Raw genomic sequence first — 24,945 nt, 5'->3', positions numbered from 1 at the left:
TATAGTAATAAGGTAATATAAAATTTATATATCCATATATTTTATAATTACGTTTAAATATTTCGAAGTCAAGATACTTAAGGAGATCAGCCTTGGAATATCAAAAATGTTATAAGTGATATATGGTACTGCATGTGAGAAATCTACTATTAATTTTACTGTCGCTGGCCTCTTCAGCTGGATGGGCACAGGACATAATTGTGAAGAAAAATGGAGAACAGGTAATTGGCCGTATTGTCAATCTGAGTACCGATTCAATCCATTACCGATACTTTAGTGATATGGAGGGGCCAATGCTGGCCATGTCGCGGCAGGAGGTGGCGCAGCTGAAACTAACAGCTACAGAAGGCCCGGAGGCGTTGGCTGAGAAAACCTTTATTGATGAACGCACCAGTGTTGCGGAGCAGGCAGAACTACGTTTGCAGGCGAAACTAGATGCCAACGCATATTATAAGGCGAGAGGAGTATTCTGGACTACACTCGGGTCCACTATTTTACATCCTGCTGCGGGTCTGGTAACAGGTGCAGTTATGTCTGCAGTTCCCCCTAACGTTAATTCAGACTATAACCCTAACAGCTATTTGTTAAAAGAACCTGTGTACCGGGAAACCTACATGAGGCAAGCCAAAAAGCGAAAAATAGGGAAGGCTGCAGCCGGGTTTGGTGCAGGAGCAGCTGTAGTGAGCGTAGTTTACATGGCTTTAGTAATAAGTATAATAGGTGGTTAGTACTTCAAAAGACGGTAGCCTTTATTGAAATTTAGGTTGAATAGAAAAGGGCATCGGAAACAGTGTTTCCGATGCCCTTTTAACTTTATAGGAGTGCTGTTTTAGTAACGCGCTTGTCTACCAGCTGCTGCTGGCCCCTCCACCACCGAAGCCGCCACCTCCAAAGCCGCCGAAGCCTCCTCCGCCTCCACCGCCGCCAAACATACCTCCTCCGGAGCGGAAAGTGCCAAAGCCCCCGGGTACGATAACAGGCCCGCCAAACGTACGCGAATAGCCTCTGCGACCACCCCGGCCGCCGCCGCCTCCCATTCTGGAAAGCACTATAACAACCAGTATCACAATGATAATGATGAAGAACAGCGAAGGCCCTTTTTCGTCCTCTCCCATTGCTTCAGGATCTGCCTGATAGGCGCCACTGGCAAGGTCAATAATGAGACTTGTTGCTTTGTCAAGGCCCTGGTAAAACTCGCCTTGTGCAAAAGCCGGTTTTAGAGTACGTTCGGTGATGCGCTTGGCCAGTGCATCGGGCACATATTCTTCCATTCCATAACCAGTCTGTATCGCTACTTTACGTTCGTCTTTGGCAACAAGTATGATCAGGCCGTTGTCATACTTACCTGTGCCCACTCCCCAGAGTTGGCCTAACTCAGCGGCGTACTGATTTGGGTCATAGCCACCGATAGAGGTTATGGTAACGATCGCTATTTGCGTAGAAGTTGTGTCGCTGTAATTTGTCAGCTTCTGCTCCAGGGCTGCTTCTTCCTTGGCGGTCAGCATATCTGCCAGGTCGTTTACCAGGCGTGGCGGATTTGGCTTAGGAGGGAAATCACTGTTTTGACCTAAAGCCAATACGCTCAGAAAGCAGAAGTAAAAAAGTAAGATGGAGTGCTTCATGTATAAATTATTCGCCAAACGAAATATCGTCGTCAAGCTCGTTAATATCTGTGTGGCGGTTGTACGGAAAGTGGGCTTTAAGCTGCTTTCCGGCCATCAAAATACCCGTTGTAAGACCTTCGGCATACTTATTCTCTTTGAACTGCCTGATCACCTCTGCTGTAATTTCTTGCCAGAAATGTTCTGGCACAGTGGCATTAATACCTGCATCACCCAGCACGGCAAATTCGTGATCTTCGAGAGCCACATAGAAAAGTACGCCGTTGCGCAGTTCAGTTTTATGCATTTGCAGGTCTGCAAATACTTCTGTGGCCCGATCCAGCACATTGCCTTTGCAATTACTTTCTATGTGTACCCGTATCTCACCAGATGTGTTAGTCTCTGCTTCTTTGATGGCAGCCATTATTTTTGCTTCATCAGCGGGTGTAATCGTGTCTTTGGGCATCGTGTCAATGGTTAGCTTATCTGTTAAACTAGTCTGGCTTTTTAAAGCAGCTTTTCACAGCTGGAGCTCAGTTAAAATTCTACCGTTGGGGCAGACTGAGCGCCTGCATCGGCCTCAAAATAACCTTTCTTCTCAAAGTCGAACATGCCGGCTATCAGATTGCGTGGAAAGGACCTGATGTAAGAGTTATAATCCTGCACCGTTTCGTTAAACTTTCGCCGCTCTACCGAAATTCGGTTTTCCGTACCTTCCAACTGGGCCTGTAGCTCCAGGAAATTCTGATTTGCTTTAAGTTCAGGATAACGTTCTACTGAAACCAGTAACCGGCTTAAGGCACCGCTTAATTCACCCTGCGCCTGCTGGAAGCGCTGTATGTTTTCAGGGGTAAGGTTATCAGGACTAATGTTTACGCTGGTTGCCTTTGCACGGGCTTCAATGACGTCAGTAAGCGTGCTCTTTTCAAAGTTTGCGGCTCCCTTCACTGTGTTCACGAGGTTAGGTACCAGGTCAGCACGGCGTTGGTATGCATTCTGAACATTTGCCCAGGCGGCTTCTACATTTTCATCTTTTGCTACCATTGTGTTGTAGCCACAAGATGATTGAGATGCCAGAATTACAAAGCCAATAAGATAAAAAAACAATTTTTTCATGGTTCGGGGTATATGTGTGTACTATACGTTATGATTGGCCCATTGGGCCCCTATGAGTACGAATTTAGTAAACTCATGTTAGGAAGAAGGAATAAATATGAAAAAATTAACAGGATGCTATATATAGTTAAGATAACACAGTCTTGTAACGGGTTTTAATCAGAAGGTTAGCAAGTTTGTACTTTAATTTGCAGTTATTATTCAATATATTGCAGGAAAAGCATAGTGTATGAAAGCAGTTATACCCGTTGCAGGAGTTGGATCAAAGCTTAGGCCGCATACTCATACGCAGCCCAAGTCGCTGGTGCCTGTAGCAGACAACACTATACTTGGGCACATCATAGAAAAGCTGTTAGAGGCGGGTATTGATGATTTTGTTTTCATTATCGGCTACCTTGGCGAAAAAGTAGAACAGTATGTCAGGCAGAAATATCCTGCTGTAAAAGCCACTTTTGTAGTGCAGGAGCCTAGAGAGGGGCTCGGACATGCACTTTGGATCGCGCGTCATACTTTTGAAGATGATGGGAGTGTGCTGATCATGCTTGGCGATGCGATAGTAGATGTCGATCTGAAAGCAGTAATAGATGCACCAACCTCCGTGTTAGGCGTTAAGAAAGTATCCAAGCCTTCTTTATTTGGTGTTACCGAGGTGGGTAACGACGAGTATATCGTGAAGGTGGTAGAAAAGCCTAAGATACCGAAGTCTAACTTTGCATTGGTAGGCCTTTACAAAATCATACATCCCAAACAACTGGTTGCGTCTTTAGAGCATATTATTACCGAAGACCTGCGCACGCAGGGTGAGTACCACCTGACAGATGCCTTGATGCACATGATCAAGAATGGTGAGAAGATGGTAACCTGGAGCGTAGACCACTGGTTCGACTGCGGTAAGAAAGATACGTTATTAGAGGCAAATGCTACATTGCTGGCTCGGCCACACTTCCGTGAGCGTGATTATAGCAATAAATGCCCTGGCTGCATCATAATACCTCCGGTTAGCATCGGCGAAGATTGCACCATCACCAATTCAATCATTGGCCCCAACGTTGCCATCGGCGATAATACAACCATTACCAACTGCATCCTGAGCAACTCCATCATCGGGTCTTTTTCTGAACTGCGTTTTGCTGTTATGCAGGATTCCATTATTGGCAGCGACGCCACTTTTAAAGGCTTCAGCCATAGCCTGAATATTGGCGACAGCACAGAGATCAATTTCGGGCAGTAACTTTTAAGGACGCTGGAAATTTATATGAAAGTCCTGTATCCGGATACAAGTGGCTGTTTTACAAAAACGTCAGGTCGTTTAACTGGTCCAGCATCCAGCCGGTTAAGCTGTAGCGGTGGCGGTTAGCGGCGAGCACTTCGTGTGGAATCATATCGGCACGGAAACAGGCCAATCGTCCGGCAATCGGCAGAATGTCAATCTCTTCTTCAGCTCCGTTCTCTTTAGGGAGGTATAACCTCAGGTTTCCACCATGCTCCGGCAACCAGTCCTCATTCAGGTAACAGATAAAAGAAAGGCGCCTGTGGTCGTTTACCTGAAACTGGTCGAGGTGACGTTGGTAGACAGTGCCCGGGGGATAAACGGTGAAATGAAACTCGTAATCTTTCAGCCCTAAAAAGCACGTGCGGTTTATGTAGCGCATCACCTCGTTCATGCGGTCCAGGAAAACCTGCGTTGGCGGCAAAGCCTGCGCCGGCTCAATCCAGCGTATATAGTCACCTCGCACCTGTTTATCCACCGTAAACTGGTCGGCGGTACCGATGCCCGCTTTTTTAAAAGTACCCTGCTCCTGATGAAGCGTCAGTACATCCAGTAGGTCACGCACCTCCTGTGGTTCCAGGAAATTATCTACAATGGCATAGCCTTTCTCAGATAGCCTGTCTGCTATCTGTTCAAACTTTTGCAGTAATCTTTCGTCTTCCAGCTCTTCTGTCATGATGCATACGTATGTAAGGGGCTATACTTGTAAATACCCTTTATGGCTGCTTTTTTTAGTTTGAATTTGGCAAAAGTACTATTAAAACTTATCGTTTGGTTCGGTTTTAGCAGAAGAATTTGCCGGTTTAACTGCCTGTGCGCCAGTTAGAAAAGAAGCCGTAGCAGGCAGTAGTGAAGGGATAGTTGTGCAAAGTAAGCCAATTTGCGTATCTTGTTTTATTGCTTTTTAGCTAAACTCAAATTTATCAGGCAAAGCCATTATGAAAAAAACGACAGTATTACTGCTTGCAGGCGGCTTAACGGCTGTGTCGGCCTGCAAATCAACACAAAACGATACAACTGCCACTGGCATGACAACAGAAACAACTACAGCCACAGTAGAGGCTAAAGAAGAATTAAACTTAGATTACCCCGATACCAAGAAAGTAGACCAGGTAGATAACTACTTCGGCACACAGGTTGCAGACCCTTACCGTTGGTTAGAGACGCATACAGAAGAGGTTGAGGAGTGGATTGAAGAGGAGAACGAGGTAACTCAAAACTACCTGAACAGTATTGACTTCAGAGATAATATTAAGAAACGCCTTACCGAAATATGGAATTACCCTAAGTATGGAGCGCCATTTAAAGAGGGAGGTAAGTATTATTTCTTTAAAAACGATGGACTTCAGAACCAAAGTGTACTGTATGTACAGGAGAGCCTGGAGGCTGAACCGAAAGTATTCTTCGACCCAAATAAGCTGAGCGAAGACGGAACTGTGGCTCTTACTGCCCTGGAGTTTTCTGAAGATGGCAAGTACCTGGCTTACGGTACTGCCAGCGGAGGGTCCGATTGGAATACATACCACGTAATGGAAACCGCAACCGGCAAGAAGCTGGACGACCAGGTAGAGTGGGTGAAGTTCTCTGGCCCGAGCTGGTACAAAAATGGCTTCTTCTACAGCCGCTACGATGCTCCTACGGAGGGGAATAAACTGGCCAATAAAAACGAGTATCACAAAGTATACTATCACAAAATAGGCACACAGCAGGGTCAGGATAAGCTGGTATATGAGGACAAGGCACATGCGCAGCGTAATTTTTATGGCCAGACTACTGATGATGAGCGTTTCCTGATCCTGAATGCTTCTGAGGGGGCAAGTGGTGCCAATGCATTATACTATAAAGACCTGAAGGATCCGAAGGCAACGATCAAGCCGATCATCGATAATTTTGAGAGTGAGTACAACGTAGTGGATAACTTTGGGGATAAGCTACTTGTGATGACCAACAAGAACGCGCCGCGTTACCGCCTGGTATTGTTAGACCCGAAAAAGCCGCAGGAGCAGAATTGGAAAGTGGTGGTGCCTGAGTCTGATAAAGTTATTCAGAGCGCGTCTTCTGTAGGTAATCGTATTATTGTGACTTACATGAAAGATGCCACCAGCCAGGTAGTTGTTTATGACCAGGCCGGCAAGCAGCTAAACGAAGTACAACTACCAACTTTAGGTACAGTAAGTGGCTTTAACGGTGACAAGGATGATAATGAAGTGTTCTTTACTTTTACCTCCTTCACGTATCCGCCAACAATTTACCGTTACGATATTCCGAACAACAAAGTAACCCAGTTCCGCAAAACAGAAGTAAATGTAAACACTGATGCCTTTGAAACGAAGCAGGTATTTTATACTTCGAAGGATGGTACAAAAGTGCCTATGTTTATTGTGCACAAGAAAGGCCTGAAACTGGATGGCACAAATCCTACTTACCTGTACGCCTATGGAGGTTTTAATATCTCTATGACACCAAGCTTTAGTATTGCTAACATGCTGTGGCTCGAGAACGGCGGCGTGTACGCGATGCCTAACTTGCGTGGCGGTGGCGAGTATGGCGAAGACTGGCACAAAGCCGGCATGACGCCAAATAAGCAAAATGTGTTCGACGACTTTGTTGCCGCAGCTGAATACCTGATCGACCAGAAGTATACTTCATCCGAGAAACTGGCCGTGGCTGGTGGCTCAAACGGTGGTTTGCTGGTAGGTGCCTTCATGACCCAACGACCTGACCTGGCAAAAGTGGCCATACCTGCCGTGGGTGTTATGGATATGTTGCGTTTCCATAAGTTTACTATTGGCTGGGCATGGGTACCAGAGTATGGCTCTTCTGATAACGAAGCGCAGTTCAAGAATCTATACGCCTTCTCGCCGCTGCACAATATTAAAGAAGGGGTAACGTATCCGGCAACGCTGGTAAAAACAGCCGACCACGATGACCGGGTAGTGCCGGCCCACTCCTTTAAATTTATTTCTGAGCTACAGCAGAAAGCTGCTCCGGGTAATCCATACCTGATCAGAGTAGATGTGCGTGCCGGCCATGGTGCTGGTAAGCCAACCTCTTTGGTTATCCAGGAATATGCCGATACGTATGCTTTTATCTATAAAAACATGGGCGTAAATCCTTACCAGCAAGCTCAGTAAGTAGTATTACTTCCTCTGCAGGTAGCCGCATGTCCTGAAGCCAGGCATGCGGCTATTTTTTTATAATCTTACAGGCATATAGGTTATATTCAAAATTTTAGATATTTTGCTATATATTTCAAACAATAGTATCTATGGAAGCAGAATTTTACAACAACACACCTTCAACTCAGTTATTAATCATCAATAATGATTCTGCCAGTTTCTTGAGCAGCGCGGCAAAATGGGGTAAGTTTTTAGCCATTGTCGGGTTTGTTATGATTGGCCTTACTGTGCTTTTCGCTTTTTTCGCAGGTTCTTTTTTTGGCCCGATGATGAATGAACTTGATGGCGATACTAATTTTGCAGGAGGAGCATTCTTTGCAGTGTTCTACATTGTTTTTGCCCTGCTCTACTTTTTCCCGGTGCTGTACCTCTACAAGTTCTCCTCAAAAATGCAGGATGCTTTGCGCCTGCAAAGTGAGAATGTGATAGCTGAATCTTTTAAAAACCTGAAGTCCCTGCTTAAGTTTGTAGGGATCTTAACCATAGTGTTCTTTGGGATCTATGCGCTCGGGCTTATCTTTATGATGATCGGGTTTGGAGTTGGAGCGATGATGTAAACGACTTTAAAATTCTTTCTTGAGCAAATGGCACACCTTAAGCGAGGTGTGCCATTTGTTTTTATTTCTTTTTAACTTAGCAAGCCACTAACCCAATAGCTATGCGATCAACAGGAGGAGCGACGGATTTTAAAGTGCGTTCGAGCGAAGTAGACTATAAGGGGCAGGTTACGTTGCCGGTTCTGGTCAATTATATGCAGGAAGCCGCCTGGGAGAATACATCATCGTTAGGCATTTCGATGTATGAGCTGCTGGAGCGGGGGCTGACCTGGGTACTTCAGCGCATACGCATTGAAATGTTCCGCTATCCAAAGCATGGCGATAGTATAAACGTCACGACCTGGGCATCTGGCAGGGAGCGTGTTTTTATGCACCGGGATTTTCGGATATATAGCTCTGATGGGGCGCTGCTGGGGCAGGCAACCAGCGTATGGCTGGTGATGGATGTGGTAAAACGCCAGTTGGTGTCGGTGCCGGATTTTATTGCAGCCCTGGAGGTAGTGCCCGGGCAGGAGCCATTACCTTTTGCTAAAGGCAAATTGCCACCATTGCAGCAGGTACAGTACAAGCAGCTAATGCCTGTTCGTTGGCACGACATAGACCTGAACCGCCATGTTACAAACACCCGCTATCTGCAGTGGTTACTCGATACGCTGCCGGCTGAGGTGCTGGAGCGTCAGTTACAGGAAGCAGACATCATATTTAAGTCTGAGAGCATGCTCGGCGATATTGTTCTATCAGAGGCAGGGGAAAGTGACGACAGTAGTAATGCCATGCTGCACCGGCTCACAAGCCAGGATACAGGCAAAGAACTGGTGCAGGCCAAAACGATATGGAGTATAAATGTTTAAAATCTGGCTTTGGCTAAGTAGCTTTGCATCCAGAATTTAAAATCCGCAATTAAAGAGTAAATGATACAGATACGAAAAGGAATAATTGATGACCTTCCGCAGGTACTTGGCTTAATACAGGAGTTGGCAGTATATGAACGTGCGCCAGAGGAAGTAACTAACACACTTGAAGAGATGCAGCGGGATGGTTTCGGTGAGAACCCGATCTTCAAGTTCTTTGTAGCAGAGTCAGAGGAGGGGATAGTAGGTATTGCTTTATATTACACAGCTTACTCTACCTGGAAAGGGAAAACCATTTATCTTGAAGATCTGGTTGTAACAGAGCGTTTACGCCGTGGCGGTATAGGCAAGAAATTGTTTAACGCAGTAGCCCAGGAAGCCAAGGAAACCGGGGCAAAACGTTTCAGGTGGCAGGTGCTGGACTGGAACGAACCAGCTATTGCCTTTTACAATGCAATAGGCGCTGAACTGGATGGGCAATGGATCAACTGCACCATGACGGAGCAGCAGATACAGGATTATAGCATATAGCGCAGCAGGCAAAGGGAAACTGCGTTCATGCCTATATGAAGGCCGTAGTTTCCCTTTATTCTGAATTACTTTTCTTCCGGACGTTCTACATTTACCCCTACCACCTCCAGCATGGTCCTGAACGAGGCGTACTGGCCGGCATAACGTTCGTTTACCTTCTGCTGTAACTCTGGAGAATGTTCGCGCTGGTACTCCTGCAGGTCCTCTACGCTGCGGCAGGTATATTGTACCGCATAGGTCATACCCCCGGTGTCCTCATCACCCATTACCCGGCAAATCTGATTACCCAAAAAGTAACCCGTGCTCATTACTTCCGGAATATGCACTTCCTTCATCCATTGCAGCCAATCCTCGGCCACATTTGTGTCAATACTTACGGTTACGTTGTATAATATCATGCCCAAATTTACAAAATACACATTGCTTTAAAGAAAGGTACGTTTAAAATAGTGTAGTAGTAGGCTGAGCTATGCCAAACATGCACTACAACTGTTTTAAAAGCTGCGGCCACCCCGTTTAGGGTGGCCGCAGCTTTTAAGGTGGTCATAAGGTTTTTTACTGGCAGCTCCAGCGGCCAAGGGTGCCGTCAGGGCGTTCTCCATCCTGGGGGTTAGGCTGATAAGCCACCACTACCGGAGTTGCACTCGGATATGCCTTTAACTGCATTTTACCTTCGCTTAACTGTAAGTAGATAACCCCTTTCTCATCGTATTTGGCCCATAGGGTGCCGGCGTTATTGTTAACCAGGTAGCTGTTGTTGGTGTTTAGACCTGTGGCAGTTAACTCTGTTACTTTGTAAGCTTTAGTTTTAGAAATAGCTCCTGAATTGCTAAACGTTACTTTGTCGGTGCTTTCCAGCTTGCCTCCGAGCCATAGGTCTTCACCGAGGCAGTTAGTAGTTTTTGCAATCAGGTCGAAGTATACCTCATCAGATGATTTTTCTATGGCAGCCACCGTTACAGATGTGGTTTGTTCGGCTGCTACAGCTTCAGGTTCTGATGCCGTGCTTTTTACTTCCTGCTCAACATGGGTCGAACAGGAGCCTAGTGCAAAAGCAAAGAACATGAAAGCTAATAAGGTATAATCGGAAAATTTTGGAGTAAATGTTTTATTCATAAGCATGGCTATATTTATAGTGAAACTCTATACTTTATATACATGCTTTACAATATTTAAGTTGTGTTAAAGGATCATATTCTTGTATTAGCCGATGTCTGGTAAGTTGTTTTGAGTCAATAGTTTATACTTTAGTTTCCGGGGTTTAGTGCGGCAATACATCACTGAACCAGACCTCTTAAACTGGCTCCATGTAATCCAGATCTTTGGCGTAAGTTTCCTCTAAGGAGAGAATGGAAAAGAGAGCTATGGCAAGGCTTAAAGCACCTAGTATCAAAGCGCCTGGAACAAGCCCTACCCCGTCCTTAAGATAGCTGAACGAGAGGGTGAGAGGTACTACAGCGCCACGCACAAAATTGGGAACAGTTGTGGTAACTGTGGCGCGAATGTTTGTCCCGAACTGTTCAGCGGCAATGGTAACAAATACAGCCCAATACCCGCTGCCAAGCCCTAACATCACACAAATTATATAAAACGTGTTCAGCTTAAACGAATGGCCAAAAAGGTAAATACCAATAAAAACAGCTGTAACTATTAAAAAGGCCACAACAATATAGCGCCTGCTCCTGAAACGCTGACTGAGGTAGCCACTGGCAAAGTCGCCGAAGACCAGGCCGAGGTAACAAAAAGAAACGGCTTTGGCAGCAGATACAGGTTCCTTCATTCCTAAAGCAATACCGAACTCAGGCGAGAAAGTGATCAGGATTCCTACCACATACCAGATCGGCACACCAATCAGTATACATTTGGCATATTTCCAGAACCGACGCCAGTTAGTGAACAAACTCAGGAAATTTCCACGTGTAACATCCTGTGCTTTTTTCAGGTTCTTAAACATCCCCGACTCGTAAACGCTTACACGCAGGAAGAGCAGAAATAAACCCAGGCCGCCACCAATAAAGTATGTTGTACGCCAGCCAAATAGCTCACCAACCACACCGGCAAGTATAGCGCCGGATATGCCAATAGTGGCAACTACCATTGTGCCGTAACCGCGTTTCTCCTTCGGGAGAACTTCCGAAACAAGCGTAATGCCTGCCCCAAGTTCTCCGGCCAGGCCTATGCCCGCCACCAGCCTTAGAAAAGCATACATAGGTATGCTGCTAACAAAGCCGTTCATAATATTGGCAACCGAGTAGAGAAAGATGGAACCGAACAAAACAGAAAGCCTGCCCCTTTTATCACCAAGTATACCCCAGGCAATACCTCCTAGCAGCATCCCGATCATTTGCATGTTCAGGAGTATTACCCCCTGGTCCAGAAGGTTGGTCTGGCCGGTTACACCGAGATCCTTTAAACTTGGAATCCGGACAATGCTGAAAAGTACCAGGTCATAGATATCTACAAAATAACCTAAGGCTGCAACTATTACAGATGCATTAAAAAGATAGTGCTTTTGTTTGGGCTCAGTTAGTTGGGGCATAGAAGATAGCTTATCTGTACCTTAAATATAACTTTTGTTACATAATCTGCAAAGCGGGTAGCGTAGGTTTAGGTTGCAACAAGGATTTTATTAGATTTAAGGCATCAAAAGATGCTATGTTTCTTAATCGCTAAACTATGTCAGATCTGGGGAAAAAGTTGCAGCTTCAAAAAGCAGGATCTCTGTTGCTGCTGAACGCGCCTGAAGGTTTCGCTAACGCCTTAAAAGGGGAAGGATACACCTTTATAAACACGGATGAGGCACCCGCCATTGGTACGTTTGATGTGGTGCAACTATTTGTGCGTAACAAAGAGGAGTTAGATTTCTTTGCCCCTTTGGCTGTACCACTTTTAAAAGCTGACGGTGCCTTGTGGATCGCTTACCCCAAGAAATCATCGGGAGTAAGATCAGATTTGACACGTGATAAGGGCTGGCGTACGGTTGCAGACTTTGGATACGAGGCGGTGCGGCAGATAGCTGTTGATAGTACCTGGTCAATGCTTCGGTTCAAACATATGTCTGAACGGAAACAGGCTTCGATGTTCGGAATTGACCTGCCCGGTATTGACCGGCAAACAAAGACAGTGGTGCCGCCTGAGGATATGCAGGAGGCGCTGGAGCAGGCTGGCTTAACAGAAGCTTTTAACAAACTGGCCTTTACACACCGAAAAGAATATGTAGTGGCGGTGCTGGAAGCCAAGAGACCTGAAACCCGGGCAAAGCGAATTAAAATGGCAATAGATGGATTAACTAAAAAGGCAACCTGATCAGGTTGCCTTTTTAGTTAATAGCTTACTGAATAACTACCGGGAAACTGGCCTCTACATCAGTCTCTCCTTTTGTGATATCACTTGAGTTGCCTTTTTGATCGGGTTGATGCTTTAGCGTGATTTTTAAGGTTCCGGAACTGGCTGTACCTGTTACTACAGTTGCCTCCAGACCAAGTGGACGGTTGTTTTTATCCAGGTCCGTTTTAGATACAGTTAAATTAAGGCCCGATGCTACAGTGTAAAACAGTTCATGTTCATCACCCTCAGCTATTACTTCCGGGTTCAGGTCTCCTGCGCCATTCGGGCTATCGTCGCGCAACTTAACGGAAGCCAGGTAGGTTGTGCCCGGTGCTAAATTTAAGGCGCTAACGGTTGGGTTATTACCTCCCACTCCATCCGGGTCGCTGTAAGTTGCTGACACGGACTGGCCTTTTCCCTGTTCAGGCACAAGGTTGATTGTAACTGTGGTGATAAGTTCCTGCTCCTCCACTATCGGCTCCGGGTCATCACTGCCACAGGATGAAGCGGCAAATAACAGGGAACCCATCATTAAAAAGGCTGCATATGGTCTGAAAATTTTCTTCATGATTATAAAAGTCGATTTAAATGATTCACAATACGCGATACCTGCTGATTTGATCAGAAAGCTCTAAGATTTCGTGAAATCCAGTGGAATTTTAATACGGAACATAAGTAATCGTCCCATTTCATCCGCAAAATAACGGAAACGGTTCAGGTAATCACGGTAACTGGTGTTTAGCAGGTTGCTGCCTGTTATGCCAAAGTCAACAGCTTGTTTCCCGAAATGCAGCGTTGTGCCAGCCTCAGCATTAAGTAAAAAATAGGCGGCTGGTGCCGGGGCATAGTCTTCGTCTGTTTTAACAGGTACCCTTGTCTGCTTTGCCATATAAACTCCGCCAAGGCTAATATAGGTATTATTAAATAGAATTGAATTTGTTTGCCGGCTAAGCTCGTATCTAAGGCTGTTCTCGAACCTGTCTGCGGGTATATTGATTAAAAAATCATCCGTTGTAGTGTTTTTAGCCCGCACAATTGACGTTTTAGAGTTCAGCATCAAACCTGGCAGCAGGTTGTATTGCAGGCTCAGGTCTACACCGCTGAAGGTAGCATTGGTCTGTTTATACTGAAATGCGGGGAAAGCGCCTCTAATCGTAAGTACAGGTTCCGGGAGAGGTGCCAGGTAGATATAGTTGTCGATAAAGTTGTGGTAAACGCTGAGTTTGCCATTTAACCGGGCATTGCCGTAATAATCAGCGGAAGCCTCAAAGTTATAAGCCTGCTCTGAAATAAGGTCCGGATTTCCGCGCTCGTAGGAGGCTGCACTATGATGGACCCCATCGCTAAAGAGCTCGTTAACACCTGGGGCACGCCAGGCGGAAGTAGCGCTTACACCTAAAGTTAAATGATATCCCACATCGTATAGCGCACCCAACGTGCCGGACACGTTGTTGAAATCATACGTTGGCTTTACCACATCTCTGTTCTGTTCGAGCATTTTCACAAGCAGGTGCTTGTAGTCATAACGCAGGCCGGCTTCCAGTTGCAATTTATCCTTGCGCCATTTCTCAATCGCGAATGCGCCGGCAGTCATGCTGGTGTAGTAAGGCAGAAAATCGTCATACTTCCAGGTGTTGTCCTGGTAAATTGTGCTGATGCCAACAGAACCTGAAAAATTATTGACAGGCGTGTGCTCCCACACGGCCTCCGTAGTATGCGTAATCAGGTTGAGGTATAGTGCAGGGTGCGTACTGGCATTATGCACGTCAAATTCTTCCCGGCGGTTTTGCTGCAGGCCATACACAATTTCCAGTTTGCCTGCATCCCCGGTTTTAATAAAGCCTTTTGCTTTTAGCAGCTGATGCTGCACGTCCTGATAAGGTCTGCCAATAGCGTAAGTGAATTCAACTTCGTCGGCATTTACCGGTTTGCCCCTTTCTATGGCAAAGTTCAGGTCCGTTAAATTACCAATATGGGCTGCCTTAAGTATACCAAGCTCTGTGTTAAACTGGCTGTAAAATAACGATGCGCCAAAGTTTTCCCTGCTATAGCCTAAAGCTGCTGAAAAATTCTGTTCGTTAAAGGCCGTGTTCTCCAGGTAATAGCCTGGTGTTCGGGCATTGCCCGCTTTTTTCAGGGTTCCTTGTAGCCGCCAGCTGAGGGGCAGTTTTTGAAATTTACCCTGGGCAGTGGCCGAGGTGGCAAACTGGCGGTTGTTGGTTGTGCCCAGCAAATTGACCTCACCGCTTATGCCAGCAGAGTCAGGTAGCGCCTTAGGCTCAATGATCACAACACCGCCTATGGCATCTGATCCATAACGCACCCCAGCTGCGCCTTTGATCACTTTCACCTCAGTTGCCACAAACGGGTCTATTTCCGGGGCGTGCTCTGAGCCCCACTGTTGCCCTTCCTGCCGTACGCCATTGTTGAGTAATAATACCCTGCTGCTGTGCATGCCATGTATGACAGGTTTGGCAATGGTAGGGCCAGTCTGTAGAGTAGTAACGCCGGCAAGGCCTTTAAGAGACTGGGCCAGCGAAAGGCCGCGTGTCTCTTCGAGCTCTCTTCCTGAAATTGTCTGCGACGACTGCGCCTCCTCTTGAATACGGCTGCCTTTGACCTCTACAGTGCTTAACATTTTAGTGTCGGTGTGCAGTTGCAGGTCGCGCACTGTTGATGCACTGAGTTTGACGGTAAAAGCTTCAGGTTCATACCCGACATAGCTTACCTTTAAAGTATAGGTGCCCTGGCACAGGTGATGGAAATGATAGTTCCCATACTCGTCTGCTACAGCTGCTTTGTCAAGTTCAGTAATATAAACAGTAGCCCCTACTAATGTTGCCCGGGAGTCGTGGTCAAGCACTTTCCCTGAGATGGTGAGCCCGCAGTCCTGTTCCTCGTGTGGTTCAGCGGGCGGATGATACTGGGCCAGGATAGGCTGTATTCCCAGTAATATAAAAAGCAAAGTAAATATTCCCTTGCCAGGCATTCTTTTATATGAAAGCATAATTAAGTCTTCGCTGCATTAAAATCTGAAGCAACTGCTACCTGTTGCCATACTTATGAAGGCGTAATCCGGACACGTAGCGAGGGTAAGCCTTCAGGAGCTTGATAAATGAATAAGAGGTACCTATGCTGGCCAACTACAGATGGAAAGAGAAGCGGCGCATAGATGCTAAAGAAGACTAGGCAATGGGAGGACCGCGAAGAGAAGCCTGAGAAGATACAGAGCGATGCCAGTGGCTACTGTAGCTGACAACATGAGCCGTAGTATGCACGACAGGAGTAAAGGCAACTGACGTTTGAGCACTATGGCAGGGTGCACCGAACAGGTCCTCTACCGGGCAATGCTTGTGCTTTTGCCCAAGCTGGGCGTGCTTGGTGTCAGCTTGTGTAATATGTACTGTATGGGTATGGGAGTGGAGCTGGAGCAATATGGCATCCGGCACCATCGCTCTACAGAAGAGCAGGAGCAGCAGTATGGCGATATGTCTCAGGTAACGTTCCACTTTTATACTTTACTTAGAACCCAAACAAAGATACTATAAATTCCACAGTGTTGCATTTAAGCAAATTCTTGAAAATGGTCAGGCTCGTATTCATGCCAATTATAAAGATAAATTATGACCTATACGACATGTTATGTTCCTTTATTTACAGTTTGTTCTGACATCCTGTCACAGAAACGCGTGGTTATACAGTATGGAATGGGATTTGAAAGTCTTCCAACCATCACACTTGTATAGCAAATAGAGATTCATAAACTTAAAGTATAAACATGGAAGAAAAAGGTAATATTTCGATTCACACCGAGAATATTTTTCCGATTATTAAGAAATTTTTATACTCTGATCACGAGATTTTCCTGCGTGAGCTGGTAAGTAACGCCGTAGATGCCACTCAGAAGATTAAGCGTTTGGCGGCCATCGGAGAGTATAAAGGAGAGCTGGGAGACTTGGCAGTTAAAGTGGCTGTAGATAAAGATGCCCGCACCATCACTATTTCTGATCACGGTATCGGTATGACTGCCGAGGAGATCAAGAAATACATCAACCAGATCGCTTTTTCCGGTGCCACTGAGTTTGTGGAGCGCTACAAAGAGACTGGTGGAGATAAAGATCAGATCATCGGTCAGTTCGGTCTTGGTTTCTACTCTGCCTTTATGGTGGCTGATCGCGTGGAGATCATTACAAAATCGTATAAGGACGATACTGAGCCTGCACACTGGACCTGCGACGGAAGTACTGAGTTTGCCATTGCCCCTGCGCATAAAGAAACAAGAGGAACAAACGTTGTACTGAATGTAAACGAAGATTCTGAGGAGTTCCTGGAGCCAGCGCGTATCAAAGCCATTCTGGATAAATATTGCAAGTTCCTGCCTGTTCCGGTTGAGTTTGAGGGCGAGATAATCAATAACCCGAACCCAATCTGGACGAAGCAGCCATCTGAGCTTACAGATGAAGATTACAAGAACTTCTACAAAGAACTATACCCTTTCTCTGAGGCACCATTGTTCTGGATCCACCTGAATGTAGATTATCCTTTCAACCTGACAGGTATTCTATACTTCCCTAAGATCAAGAACGACTTTGAGATGCAGCGAAACAAAATTCAGCTGTACTCACGACAGGTGTTCATTACGGATGAGGTGAAGGACGTAGTGCCAGAGTTCCTGATGCTTTTACACGGTGTGATCGACTCACCAGACATTCCGCTGAATGTGAGCCGTTCTTTCCTGCAGGCTGACTCGAGCGTGAAGAAGATCAATACCTATATCACCAAAAAGGTGGCAGACAAGCTGAACGAGATCTTCAAGAAAGACCGCACAGCATTTGAAACCAGTTGGGAAGATATCAATGTGTTTGTGAAGTATGGCATGCTGAGCGACGACAAGTTCTATGAAAAAGCAAAGGACTTTGTGTTGCTACAGAGCGTGGATAACAAATACTACACTATAGAAGAGTACAAGGCCCTTGCGCAGGCGAACCAGACCGATAAGAATGGCCAGCTGGTGCTGCTTTATACTACAGACCAAGACAAGCAGCATGCTTTTGTAGAGGCGGCTCAAAATCGCGGATACGATGTGCTGAAACTGGACTCCCTGATCGACAGCCACTTTATTGGTATGCTGGAACAGAAACTGGAGAAAACCACGCTGAAGCGTGTGGACTCGGAGACAGTGGATAAGCTGATCGAGCGGGATGAGACCAAGGAAAGCGTACTGAACGACAAGGAGAAGGAAGACCTGAAAGGGATCTATGAAAAGGCCATCGATAACAAGAACATGATGGTAGAAGTAGCGCCGATGTCCCCGGATGATGCTCCGGTAATTATCACGCTTCCTGAGTTTATGCGCCGCATGAAAGATATGAGCAAGAGTGGTGGTGGCGGTATGATGTTTATGGGCGACATGCCGGACACATACAATGTTACGATCAATGCCAATCATAGTCTGAGCCAGCGAATCCTGCATGCTAAAGAAGAAAACAAGGAGCGCATCGCACGTCAGGCATTTGACCTGGCGCTACTGTCGCAGAACATGTTATCAGGTGCATCGCTTACGGCGTTCGTGAAGCGCAGCTTTGAGCTGATAGACAAAGAATAGTTTCGATTAATTTATACCTACAGCAAAAGGCAGCAACTCATTTGGGTGCTGCCTTTTTGTTTTTACATGGTTTCGCCTCATGAAACTATCCATTTACAGCCACAGTTATAGGGGCAATTAACTTATTGGTGCTTATATGATATTTACGCATCTTTACGTTATATTATTTCACTTACTCAACATACAGGCATTCAAAATAATATGATACGTTCGCTCCGGTTGGTGTTTTTCTTTGCGGTAGGCTCAGGTCTTTTGTGCCTGGCAGGTTGCGGGCAGCCAAAATGGAACAGCGACTATAACCTGAATCAGGCACGCATGAAAGATGGTGCTGCTGCGGGTGCGCTTGCCTCAGCAGATAGCACAGCGCCTGCAGGGAGTATCAACAGTACCCTGGAAGCTGATGTGGAGAAGAAGGAGCGAAAGCGTAAAAAGAAGAAAAACAAGCGTTACTTTTTAGGTCATAAAGTAAAGCGCGGCTTCATCAAATCAGGCCGAGGAAGTAGAGAAACACTGGAAACATTCAGTTACCTCGAAAATTACGAAGAGCCAAACCCTTATGCGCCGCTTAAATATTACTATGATTCTAAAAAGCGTGTTTTACACCGCTCTGCCAGCGAAGAGAAAGAGCCCGAAAGGTATAAAGTTTTGCACGGGCCTTACGAAAAGAAAGTGGATGGGCAGGTAGTAGAGGAAGGCTATTATTATATAGGCACCAAGCACCTGCGCTGGGAGCGTTACCGACGAGGTGATGATGGTATTCTGCTTGATAAGGAGCATTTCGAAAAAGGTTTCCCAAGAGATGCGAAAGTCACTTACTACGATGGAGAGGGCAAAAAGCTGAAAGAGGTGCTACCCTACGAGTATGGCGAAGTGCAGGGGACTTATTACCGTTTTTATGAAAATGGCGAAGTAGAATGGATGGGCCAGTATGAAAAAGGTCGTAAAGTAGGTGTCTGGATCAAACATTATGATTTTCGTGGGCGCCGCCACTACGAGTACCAATACCCTGAAACTGCTTACGATAAACCGTTTGAGCCGTATCTGATCAAGGAGTATGACCGCCATGGCACCCTGATCTATGAGAAGGACAAGTTTGACAAAAGGCCGCAGGCAGCCCAGCGTTAATGAAAAGCATCCTCGATGTGATGGATCGTGACAGGCTTGTGAAGCGTAATAGAAATGATATCAAACCGTACTTCATGCTCCCACTTAGTAGCATGTATGAACTGATCGGCGGCTTTTAGCAGCATCCTCTCTTTTTTATAATTAACCGCCTCTTCCGGATATCCGTACCCATCAGTAGATCTGGTTTTAACTTCTACAAACACCAGCATACGGTTTTTTCTGGCGATAATGTCCACTTCAGCCCGCCTGTACCTGTAGTTTTTATGTAGCAGGGTGTATCCTTGTTTGGTTAGGTATTCTGCGGCGGCACGTTCGCCATATTGCCCTGTATGTATATGTGTGTTTGTTTGAGAAGCCATCTAAAACGTGTAATTTGCAGCAAATAAGACTTTTAAAGTCTTACGGAATAAAAAGGACAATGAAACAACTGGTAGAGGAATTTGTACAGCAGCTTCGGCAAGCCACAGCGCTGGGAGAAAAAAACAACATCAGGTTTGCAGGATTGCAGTTCAACAATGTTGTGATTGCAGGTATGGGAGGCTCAGGCATCAGTGCCAGTATGGTACAGGCCTATGTTACTAATAAGCTGGATGTGCCGGTTGTAGTAAATAAGAGCTATACTATTCCTGCGTTTGTAAATTCCAACACGCTGTTTATTGCTTCTTCTTTATCGGGTAACACAGAGGAGACCATTGCTGGCGTTAGAACGGCCATGGAGTGCGGAGCCACTGTGTGCTTTATAACTTCAGACGGCGAAGCCCTTCGCTTAGCCCAGCATTATAAGCTACCACACCTTGCTATTCCGGATAGCATGCATATACCACGTGCCTGCTTAGGGTTTAGTTTTGTATATATACTGTATGTCCTGCATTATGCCGGCCTGCTGGGGGAAGAATTTAAAACTGAACTACAGCAGAGCATTAACCTGCTTGAGGAACAAACAGGAAGTATAAAGGTACAGGCAAGTGCGCTTGCTGCCTCTTTCAAATCTAAACTGCCTGTCTTGTATGCCAGTGATATTTTTAAGCCTGTAGCCGAGCGGTTTCAGCAGCAGTTAAACACTAACTCAAAGCAGCTGTGCCATGTGAACGTTTTCCCGGAGATGAACCATAATGAGATTATGGGCTGGCAGTATCCGGAGCAGCTTTTTGAACACCTGGCAGTTCTGCTGATCAAATCTGATTACGACCATCCGCGTGTGCACCTGCGCATGGATCTTTGTAAAAAGATATTCAGTGAGAAAGTGCAGGATGTGCTCGAAATAAAGGCAATGGGTGCTACCTTTCTGGAACAGGTGTTTTACCTGGTAAATATATTTGACTGGGTATCGGTTTACCTGGCAGAATTAAATAATGTAGACCCGAAAGCTTCAGAGGGTATTGATTATCTGAAAGACCAACTTTCAAAAGTATAAGCCTATCACGTGTTAAAAAATAAACAAATTCAGTTTGAGCATCTTGGTCTGATTGACTATAAAGAGGCTTGGGATTATCAGGACAAGCTTTTTACAAGTGTTTTGGACCTGAAGGTTCAAAACCGGAAGGCTAACCCGGAAGAGCAGCTTGAAACGCCTAACTATTTGCTGTTTTGCTCGCACCCGCACGTCTATACCTTAGGCAAAAGCGGCCACGAGGAGCATCTGCTTCTGAACGAAGAGGGGCTTAAGGCTAAAGGAGCAACATATTATAAGATCAACAGGGGCGGCGACATCACTTACCACGGACCGGGGCAAATTGTTGGTTACCCTATCCTGGACCTGGAAAACTTTTTTACAGATATCCATAAATACCTGCGTTACCTGGAGGAGGCCGTAATTCTAACACTGGCAGAGTATGGCGTAGCGGCTGGCAGAATAGAAGGCCTGACCGGTGTGTGGCTGGACCACCAGGAACAGGTAAACCCCAGAAAGATCTGTGCAATGGGAGTGAAGTGCAGCCGCTGGGTAACCATGCATGGCTTTGCGTTTAATATTAATACTGATCTTGACTACTTTAATAACATTGTTCCTTGTGGTATTTCGGATAAGCAGGTAACTTCGCTCGCAAAAGAACTAGGCCGCGAAGTAGCTTTAGAAGAAGTAGAAGAAAAACTTAAAAAGCATATTGCCACCTTGTTTGATGGTACTATTATAAAGCTGTAAATGAAGAAAGATATTGATTTTGGTGAAGTTGAAGGCATATCAGTAGCTATTGCCAGAGCAATAAGTGAACTAGGAGAGCCTATTTGGAATGTTTACCTGCTTAATTACAATGCCCATCCTTTAAAAAATGTGTTGGTTACCTCTAAAGGGTATGGTATGCTGGAGGGTGCCGAGGTGAAGACATCTGTTCTGAGACACATGTTTGAACAGGTAGCGCCAAAAAGCTTTGTACAGATAGAACCGATAGATCCTGCCATTTTTCATATTAATAATGAGTATTGGGTAAGCTATTACATTGATAACAAGATATTTGATAAGAAATTTGTGTTCGTGCCAGACTCCATAACCGAGGATAACCTGATAGATATTGGTATGCTTCAGTTACAGGGAGTGCTCCATTCCTAATTGAGGGTAAGGTCTGGTTATTTTGTTAATAAAAGTTTTCACCTAAAGTAAAATTTGTATCTTAAGATGATTTTAATGGTGAAACAACTTGTTAACACCCGTTGCGCCTTGCTGTAGTAGCTTATGGAACACACTATTTTACCCCTAATACTTGCGTCTTGCTGGGCATTCTTGATTGCGATCTTCGCTGTTCCATCAATTATAAGAGTAGCACATATCAAGAATATTCTTGATCAGCCCAACCTGCGCACTGTGCACGAAGAGCTTACGCCACGCCTGGGCGGGGGAGCTATTTTTGCAGGCTTTATGTCTGCACTAACTATTTTTACAGAATTGAACAATGGGGTGCAACAGCTTTTAGCTGCTTGTGTCATGCTTTTTTTCATTGGCCTTAAGGATGACCTCATTAATATATCTGCTCTAAAGAAATTTTCCATGCAATTGCTGGCAACAGGTATCGTCATGTTTATGGCAGATATCCGGATTACCAGCTTTCAGGGCGTCTTTGGGATAGGTGAATTAGAGATGGGCATAAGCTACGGGTTCACATTTTTGGTAATTATTGGCATTACAAACTCCATCAACCTGATTGATGGGCTGGATGGGCTGGCAGGAACTATTGTTATGATAACGGCCTGTACATTTGGGGTATATTTTTATTTGTACGGTGGTGCTGCCTACGGAAATTACGCGGCGGTTGCTTTCAGCCTCGTTGGCGGCGTTGCCGGGTTTCTAAGGTACAACTTTCACAGGGCTACTATATTTATGGGCGACACAGGCTCGCTTTTATGCGGCTTTATCCTGTCGGTGCTTGCCATACAGTTTATCGAAATGCGAAACGTTTCCGCTGCTCCCTCCATAGCAGTAGGCGTGTTATTTATTCCTTTGTTTGACACCATAAGGGTATTACTGATCAGAACCATTCAAGGTAAATCCCCTTTTCTGCCGGACAAGAAACATATTCATCACCGGTTACTGGCAATGGGACTATCGCAAATTGGAACCGTCATTGCGCTTGCAGTCATTAACCTGCTGATCGTGCTGTTTGTCGTGTTGTTTGATGACATAGGGAACGATAGTATTCTGCTGTCCCTACTGTTCTTCTCAGTGGCGTTAAGTATTTTTCTTGGTATTTATAGGTATCGTAGTGCGCATAGTGTATCAGAAGTTTAAAAATTATAAGCTTTATTTTTTCCTTGTTTTTGTCAGCCTTCATGTTTTTGGGCAAGCCGCAGCGCAGGTTCAGCTCCCCCTGGAGCAAAAAAACAGCCTGACCAATGAGTGGCTGGTGTACCAGGGCGCTTCAGACCAACTGGTGCCTTATGTGGCAAATGCGCATGGTAACATCAATGCATTGCATCAATGGGTGTCTATCACTCCCGCACAGCCGTTCCTGATAGGGTTTACTGCTCCCAAGGACATGTCTTTGTTCCTAAACAACAGCCTGATCTTTAAAGCAGACTCTTCTGCTACTTATAAACTGAACCTCTCTGAGTATGCTGCTGGTATTAAGCCACTAAAAGGGAAATATCTGTTAACTGTGTGGCATCCTACACAACAACCTAACATCAAAGGTTTTTATAACGAGGTGCAAAGTAGCTCGAAGGGCATTGTAACTAATAGCAGGCCATTGTCAATTAGAGTAAGGGAATATGTCAATCAGAACGCCTTTATTTTGTTCCTGCTGCTGATAGGGTTGATCTACGGATGGCTGAAAGTGAACTATCCAACAGATTTCTATAGCCTATTTAATACAAGCTTTATGGGCAAAACGAACAGGGTAGATGAGGGGGCGCTCTCCAAGCCAATCAGTTCATGGTCAAGTATTTTGTTTATACTTGCCTTCTCCTTGTCGTTGGCACTGCTTATTGCCGCCATTCATACAAATGTGCAGCATATCCTTCTTTTTAATAGGCTTTTGCCAGTATCCGAAACAGATATTACCACGAAAATTATCGTTTACTCGATTGTGATTTTTTTGTTTATCCTGATAAAGTACCTTTTTCTGAAATTTATGGCCTTTATATTTGGCCTGGAGGATGTGGTGCCGATGCAGTATGCTGCGTTTATTAAAACTATACTTTTTCTTGGCATCTTTCTGCCATTTGTAATGCTGCTGTATCTGTCGATGAACGCTTCCATACCTGAAATTATTTTGTTGGTCTCAAACGTGCTGGTTTCGTTACTGCTGGTTCTCACCATATTTAGAGTGTTTATAGCTGTAAATAAAAAGGCTCCTGTACTAAATTTGCATTTATTTTCATACCTTTGCGCCACAGAAGTAATCCCGCTTGCCATAGTACTTAAACTGATTGTGTTTAGCTTTTAAAAACACAAAATCTTTAGAGAATAGCAGCAGGTAATATTTAATAATCGCATTTTTTATATGGCTGAGAGTAAAGCAAAGGGAAGTGCAAACCCTGAAAGACACAAACTACCGATCAAAAGTATACTGGTTACGCAGCCGCAGCCTACAACAGATAATTCGCCGTACCTGTCTATCGCCGAGAAATATGATATTAAAGTAGACTTCAGGGCGTTTATTGAAGTAGAGCCAGTTCCTTTTAAGGAGTTTCGCAAAGACAAAGTAGATATCCTGTCTCATACTGCGGTTATTTTTACAAGCCGTAATGCGGTAGATCATTTCTTCAGAATCTGCCAGGAGAGCAAGATAGAGATGCCTGCGGATATGAAATATTTCTGTATTTCAGACCAGACGGCATATTACCTGCAGAAATACATCACTCTGCGCAAGCGTAAATTGTTTGTTGGTGAGAAGACAGCAAAGGATCTGTTTGAGGTAATAAAGAAACACAAGAATGAGAAGTTCCTGTTTCCGTGCTCAAACATACGCAAGGATGATATACCGGAATTCCTGCAGGCAAACAAGATCAAGCACTCAGAAGCTATTATCTATAAAACAGTAGCAGCCGACCTGTCTGACTTGGATGATGTGACCTATGATTGCATTGCTTTCTTCAGCCCATCAGGTATTAGTTCGCTGTTCATTAACTTCCCTGATTTCAAGCAAAAAAATACACGTATAGCGGCTTTTGGACCTACAACGGCTAAAGCTGTACGTGATGCAGGACTGGAGCTGGACGTGGAGGCTCCGCTTCCTAATGCGCCTTCTATGACAGGAGCCATCGAGGTGTATATACAAAATCAGAAGCTGGATTTAAAAAAGTAAGCGCATAACGCAACTTTTATCCTGCTTTTACTTACTATTAAAACGCAA

26 protein-coding genes are annotated in these 24,945 nt (G+C 45.2%); 15 read left to right on the top strand and 11 right to left on the bottom strand.

Translation table 11 applies throughout. From position 1 onward, the window contains the following. Positions 1-134: 134 nt before the first annotated feature. Positions 135-728 carry a hypothetical protein gene (locus ACSX1A_RS16030; protein WP_439880651.1) on the top strand — a complete coding sequence of 198 codons (594 nt, stop codon included), beginning with the start codon at positions 135-137 and terminating at the stop codon, positions 726-728. Positions 729-845: 117 nt separating this feature from the next. On the opposite strand, the gene ACSX1A_RS16025 is transcribed toward ACSX1A_RS16030, so the two are convergent. The 3 genes from ACSX1A_RS16025 to ACSX1A_RS16015 all read right to left on the bottom strand — a co-directional run bounded on the left by ACSX1A_RS16025 (position 846) and on the right by ACSX1A_RS16015 (position 2,717). Further along, positions 846-1,622: a TPM domain-containing protein gene (locus ACSX1A_RS16025; protein WP_439880650.1), complete on the bottom strand. Its 777-nt coding sequence runs from the start codon at positions 1,620-1,622 to the stop codon at positions 846-848. 7 nt (positions 1,623-1,629) lie between these two features. Further along, positions 1,630-2,067 (bottom strand): TPM domain-containing protein, encoded by a 438-nt coding sequence (locus tag ACSX1A_RS16020; RefSeq protein ID WP_439880649.1) that lies wholly within the window; start codon positions 2,065-2,067, stop codon positions 1,630-1,632. A 71-nt stretch (positions 2,068-2,138) separates the two neighbouring features. Further along, a complete protein-coding gene (locus ACSX1A_RS16015; protein WP_439880648.1) occupies positions 2,139-2,717 on the bottom strand; it encodes a LemA family protein in 579 nt (192 codons plus the stop codon). A 229-nt stretch (positions 2,718-2,946) separates the two neighbouring features. Here ACSX1A_RS16015 and ACSX1A_RS16010 point away from each other — a divergent pair, with 229 nt between their 5' ends. Beyond that, the gene (locus tag ACSX1A_RS16010; protein ID WP_439880647.1) at positions 2,947-3,948 is read left to right on the top strand and encodes a sugar phosphate nucleotidyltransferase; all 1,002 of its coding nucleotides are present in this window, start codon (positions 2,947-2,949) and stop codon (positions 3,946-3,948) included. A 58-nt stretch (positions 3,949-4,006) separates the two neighbouring features. Here the strand turns inward: ACSX1A_RS16010 and ACSX1A_RS16005 are convergent, their stop codons facing one another. Further along, complete coding sequence (locus tag ACSX1A_RS16005) at positions 4,007-4,663, bottom strand: 2OG-Fe(II) oxygenase (RefSeq protein WP_439880646.1); 657 nt, start codon at positions 4,661-4,663, stop codon at positions 4,007-4,009. Between the two features lie 262 nt (positions 4,664-4,925). Here ACSX1A_RS16005 and ACSX1A_RS16000 point away from each other — a divergent pair, with 262 nt between their 5' ends. The 4 genes from ACSX1A_RS16000 (at position 4,926) to ACSX1A_RS15985 (ending at position 9,105) form a co-directional block, all read left to right on the top strand. Further along, positions 4,926-7,121, top strand: a complete 2,196-nt coding sequence (locus ACSX1A_RS16000) for a prolyl oligopeptidase family serine peptidase (RefSeq protein ID WP_439880645.1) — start codon at positions 4,926-4,928, stop codon at positions 7,119-7,121. Between the two features lie 134 nt (positions 7,122-7,255). Then, positions 7,256-7,723: a DUF5362 family protein gene (locus ACSX1A_RS15995; RefSeq protein ID WP_439880644.1), complete on the top strand. Its 468-nt coding sequence runs from the start codon at positions 7,256-7,258 to the stop codon at positions 7,721-7,723. 101 nt (positions 7,724-7,824) lie between these two features. Beyond that, positions 7,825-8,574: an acyl-[acyl-carrier-protein] thioesterase gene (locus ACSX1A_RS15990; protein ID WP_439880643.1), complete on the top strand. Its 750-nt coding sequence runs from the start codon at positions 7,825-7,827 to the stop codon at positions 8,572-8,574. Between the two features lie 60 nt (positions 8,575-8,634). Further along, positions 8,635-9,105, top strand: a complete 471-nt coding sequence (locus ACSX1A_RS15985; RefSeq protein ID WP_439880642.1) for a GNAT family N-acetyltransferase — start codon at positions 8,635-8,637, stop codon at positions 9,103-9,105. Positions 9,106-9,170: 65 nt separating this feature from the next. Here the strand turns inward: ACSX1A_RS15985 and ACSX1A_RS15980 are convergent, their stop codons facing one another. The 3 genes from ACSX1A_RS15980 to ACSX1A_RS15970 all read right to left on the bottom strand — a co-directional run bounded on the left by ACSX1A_RS15980 (position 9,171) and on the right by ACSX1A_RS15970 (position 11,644). Next, complete coding sequence (locus ACSX1A_RS15980) at positions 9,171-9,503, bottom strand: DUF4286 family protein (protein WP_439880641.1); 333 nt, start codon at positions 9,501-9,503, stop codon at positions 9,171-9,173. Between the two features lie 157 nt (positions 9,504-9,660). Beyond that, a complete protein-coding gene (locus tag ACSX1A_RS15975; RefSeq protein ID WP_439880640.1) occupies positions 9,661-10,221 on the bottom strand; it encodes a hypothetical protein in 561 nt (186 codons plus the stop codon). A gap of 178 nt (positions 10,222-10,399) precedes the next feature. Then, complete coding sequence (locus ACSX1A_RS15970) at positions 10,400-11,644, bottom strand: MFS transporter (protein WP_439880639.1); 1,245 nt, start codon at positions 11,642-11,644, stop codon at positions 10,400-10,402. Between the two features lie 137 nt (positions 11,645-11,781). Between ACSX1A_RS15970 and ACSX1A_RS15965 the strand changes: the two genes are divergently transcribed. Further along, positions 11,782-12,411, top strand: coding sequence for a YdeI/OmpD-associated family protein (locus tag ACSX1A_RS15965; protein WP_439880638.1), 630 nt, complete (start codon positions 11,782-11,784; stop codon positions 12,409-12,411). A 25-nt stretch (positions 12,412-12,436) separates the two neighbouring features. Here ACSX1A_RS15965 and ACSX1A_RS15960 read toward each other — a convergent pair whose 3' ends face one another. From ACSX1A_RS15960 to ACSX1A_RS15950, 3 genes are all read right to left on the bottom strand, one after another. Continuing rightward, positions 12,437-13,000, bottom strand: a complete 564-nt coding sequence (locus ACSX1A_RS15960; RefSeq protein ID WP_439880637.1) for a hypothetical protein — start codon at positions 12,998-13,000, stop codon at positions 12,437-12,439. 63 nt (positions 13,001-13,063) lie between these two features. Continuing rightward, positions 13,064-15,439: a TonB-dependent receptor gene (locus ACSX1A_RS15955; RefSeq protein WP_439880636.1), complete on the bottom strand. Its 2,376-nt coding sequence runs from the start codon at positions 15,437-15,439 to the stop codon at positions 13,064-13,066. 178 nt (positions 15,440-15,617) lie between these two features. Continuing rightward, complete coding sequence (locus ACSX1A_RS15950; RefSeq protein ID WP_439880635.1) at positions 15,618-15,941, bottom strand: hypothetical protein; 324 nt, start codon at positions 15,939-15,941, stop codon at positions 15,618-15,620. A gap of 269 nt (positions 15,942-16,210) precedes the next feature. Here ACSX1A_RS15950 and htpG point away from each other — a divergent pair, with 269 nt between their 5' ends. Both htpG and ACSX1A_RS15940 read left to right on the top strand, forming a co-directional pair. Next, positions 16,211-18,037, top strand: a complete 1,827-nt coding sequence (htpG, locus tag ACSX1A_RS15945) for a molecular chaperone HtpG (RefSeq protein ID WP_439880634.1) — start codon at positions 16,211-16,213, stop codon at positions 18,035-18,037. A gap of 201 nt (positions 18,038-18,238) precedes the next feature. Continuing rightward, complete coding sequence (locus ACSX1A_RS15940; protein ID WP_439880633.1) at positions 18,239-19,162, top strand: toxin-antitoxin system YwqK family antitoxin; 924 nt, start codon at positions 18,239-18,241, stop codon at positions 19,160-19,162. Here the strand turns inward: ACSX1A_RS15940 and ACSX1A_RS15935 are convergent. Further along, positions 19,159-19,521 carry a YraN family protein gene (locus ACSX1A_RS15935; protein ID WP_439880632.1) on the bottom strand — a complete coding sequence of 121 codons (363 nt, stop codon included), beginning with the start codon at positions 19,519-19,521 and terminating at the stop codon, positions 19,159-19,161. The genes ACSX1A_RS15940 and ACSX1A_RS15935 overlap by 4 nt on opposite strands. A gap of 59 nt (positions 19,522-19,580) precedes the next feature. On the opposite strand from ACSX1A_RS15935, the gene ACSX1A_RS15930 reads away from it, so the two are divergent. From ACSX1A_RS15930 to ACSX1A_RS15905, 6 genes are all read left to right on the top strand, one after another. Further along, positions 19,581-20,576 (top strand): bifunctional phosphoglucose/phosphomannose isomerase, encoded by a 996-nt coding sequence (locus ACSX1A_RS15930; RefSeq protein ID WP_439880631.1) that lies wholly within the window; start codon positions 19,581-19,583, stop codon positions 20,574-20,576. Positions 20,577-20,585: 9 nt separating this feature from the next. Next, positions 20,586-21,302, top strand: coding sequence for a lipoyl(octanoyl) transferase LipB (gene lipB / locus ACSX1A_RS15925; RefSeq protein ID WP_439880630.1), 717 nt, complete (start codon positions 20,586-20,588; stop codon positions 21,300-21,302). Next, entirely contained in the window at positions 21,303-21,707 is a 405-nt protein-coding gene (locus ACSX1A_RS15920; protein ID WP_439880629.1) for a hypothetical protein, read from the top strand. Positions 21,708-21,830: 123 nt separating this feature from the next. After that, the gene (locus tag ACSX1A_RS15915) at positions 21,831-22,880 is read left to right on the top strand and encodes an MraY family glycosyltransferase (RefSeq protein ID WP_439880628.1); all 1,050 of its coding nucleotides are present in this window, start codon (positions 21,831-21,833) and stop codon (positions 22,878-22,880) included. Further along, positions 22,855-24,036: a DUF4271 domain-containing protein gene (locus ACSX1A_RS15910; RefSeq protein WP_439880627.1), complete on the top strand. Its 1,182-nt coding sequence runs from the start codon at positions 22,855-22,857 to the stop codon at positions 24,034-24,036. Before ACSX1A_RS15915 ends, ACSX1A_RS15910 begins: the two co-directional genes overlap by 26 nt. A gap of 57 nt (positions 24,037-24,093) precedes the next feature. Beyond that, positions 24,094-24,897, top strand: a complete 804-nt coding sequence (locus ACSX1A_RS15905) for a uroporphyrinogen-III synthase (protein WP_439880626.1) — start codon at positions 24,094-24,096, stop codon at positions 24,895-24,897. The last annotated feature ends 48 nt before the right edge of the window (positions 24,898-24,945 follow it).

The organism is Pontibacter sp. MBLB2868 (assembly GCF_051904785.1).
In the GTDB taxonomy this organism is placed as follows: domain Bacteria; phylum Bacteroidota; class Bacteroidia; order Cytophagales; family Hymenobacteraceae; genus Pontibacter.
The sequence above is the reverse complement of the archived record's forward strand: the minus strand, read 5'-3'. Positions and strand labels throughout refer to the sequence as shown.

What these genes read in the sequence shown, in the direction of transcription:
- ACSX1A_RS15940 (WP_439880633.1), top strand. Translation starts at nt 18,239, where the DNA reads ATGATACGTTCGCTCCGGTTGGTGTTTTTCTTTGCGGTAGGCTCAGGT.
- ACSX1A_RS15935 (WP_439880632.1), bottom strand. Translation starts at nt 19,521, where the DNA reads ATGGCTTCTCAAACAAACACACATATACATACAGGGCAATATGGCGAA.
- ACSX1A_RS16010 (WP_439880647.1), top strand. Translation starts at nt 2,947, where the DNA reads ATGAAAGCAGTTATACCCGTTGCAGGAGTTGGATCAAAGCTTAGGCCG.
- ACSX1A_RS15960 (WP_439880637.1), bottom strand. Translation starts at nt 13,000, where the DNA reads ATGAAGAAAATTTTCAGACCATATGCAGCCTTTTTAATGATGGGTTCC.
- ACSX1A_RS16025 (WP_439880650.1), bottom strand. Translation starts at nt 1,622, where the DNA reads ATGAAGCACTCCATCTTACTTTTTTACTTCTGCTTTCTGAGCGTATTG.
- ACSX1A_RS16000 (WP_439880645.1), top strand. Translation starts at nt 4,926, where the DNA reads ATGAAAAAAACGACAGTATTACTGCTTGCAGGCGGCTTAACGGCTGTG.
- ACSX1A_RS15955 (WP_439880636.1), bottom strand. Translation starts at nt 15,439, where the DNA reads ATGCTTTCATATAAAAGAATGCCTGGCAAGGGAATATTTACTTTGCTT.
- ACSX1A_RS15965 (WP_439880638.1), top strand. Translation starts at nt 11,782, where the DNA reads ATGTCAGATCTGGGGAAAAAGTTGCAGCTTCAAAAAGCAGGATCTCTG.
- htpG (WP_439880634.1), top strand. Translation starts at nt 16,211, where the DNA reads ATGGAAGAAAAAGGTAATATTTCGATTCACACCGAGAATATTTTTCCG.
- ACSX1A_RS15915 (WP_439880628.1), top strand. Translation starts at nt 21,831, where the DNA reads ATGGAACACACTATTTTACCCCTAATACTTGCGTCTTGCTGGGCATTC.
- ACSX1A_RS15970 (WP_439880639.1), bottom strand. Translation starts at nt 11,644, where the DNA reads ATGCCCCAACTAACTGAGCCCAAACAAAAGCACTATCTTTTTAATGCA.
- ACSX1A_RS15980 (WP_439880641.1), bottom strand. Translation starts at nt 9,503, where the DNA reads ATGATATTATACAACGTAACCGTAAGTATTGACACAAATGTGGCCGAG.
- ACSX1A_RS15975 (WP_439880640.1), bottom strand. Translation starts at nt 10,221, where the DNA reads ATGAATAAAACATTTACTCCAAAATTTTCCGATTATACCTTATTAGCT.
- ACSX1A_RS15920 (WP_439880629.1), top strand. Translation starts at nt 21,303, where the DNA reads ATGAAGAAAGATATTGATTTTGGTGAAGTTGAAGGCATATCAGTAGCT.
- ACSX1A_RS15985 (WP_439880642.1), top strand. Translation starts at nt 8,635, where the DNA reads ATGATACAGATACGAAAAGGAATAATTGATGACCTTCCGCAGGTACTT.
- ACSX1A_RS15995 (WP_439880644.1), top strand. Translation starts at nt 7,256, where the DNA reads ATGGAAGCAGAATTTTACAACAACACACCTTCAACTCAGTTATTAATC.
- ACSX1A_RS15905 (WP_439880626.1), top strand. Translation starts at nt 24,094, where the DNA reads ATGGCTGAGAGTAAAGCAAAGGGAAGTGCAAACCCTGAAAGACACAAA.
- ACSX1A_RS15930 (WP_439880631.1), top strand. Translation starts at nt 19,581, where the DNA reads ATGAAACAACTGGTAGAGGAATTTGTACAGCAGCTTCGGCAAGCCACA.
- ACSX1A_RS16015 (WP_439880648.1), bottom strand. Translation starts at nt 2,717, where the DNA reads ATGAAAAAATTGTTTTTTTATCTTATTGGCTTTGTAATTCTGGCATCT.
- ACSX1A_RS16005 (WP_439880646.1), bottom strand. Translation starts at nt 4,663, where the DNA reads ATGACAGAAGAGCTGGAAGACGAAAGATTACTGCAAAAGTTTGAACAG.
- ACSX1A_RS15990 (WP_439880643.1), top strand. Translation starts at nt 7,825, where the DNA reads ATGCGATCAACAGGAGGAGCGACGGATTTTAAAGTGCGTTCGAGCGAA.
- ACSX1A_RS16020 (WP_439880649.1), bottom strand. Translation starts at nt 2,067, where the DNA reads ATGCCCAAAGACACGATTACACCCGCTGATGAAGCAAAAATAATGGCT.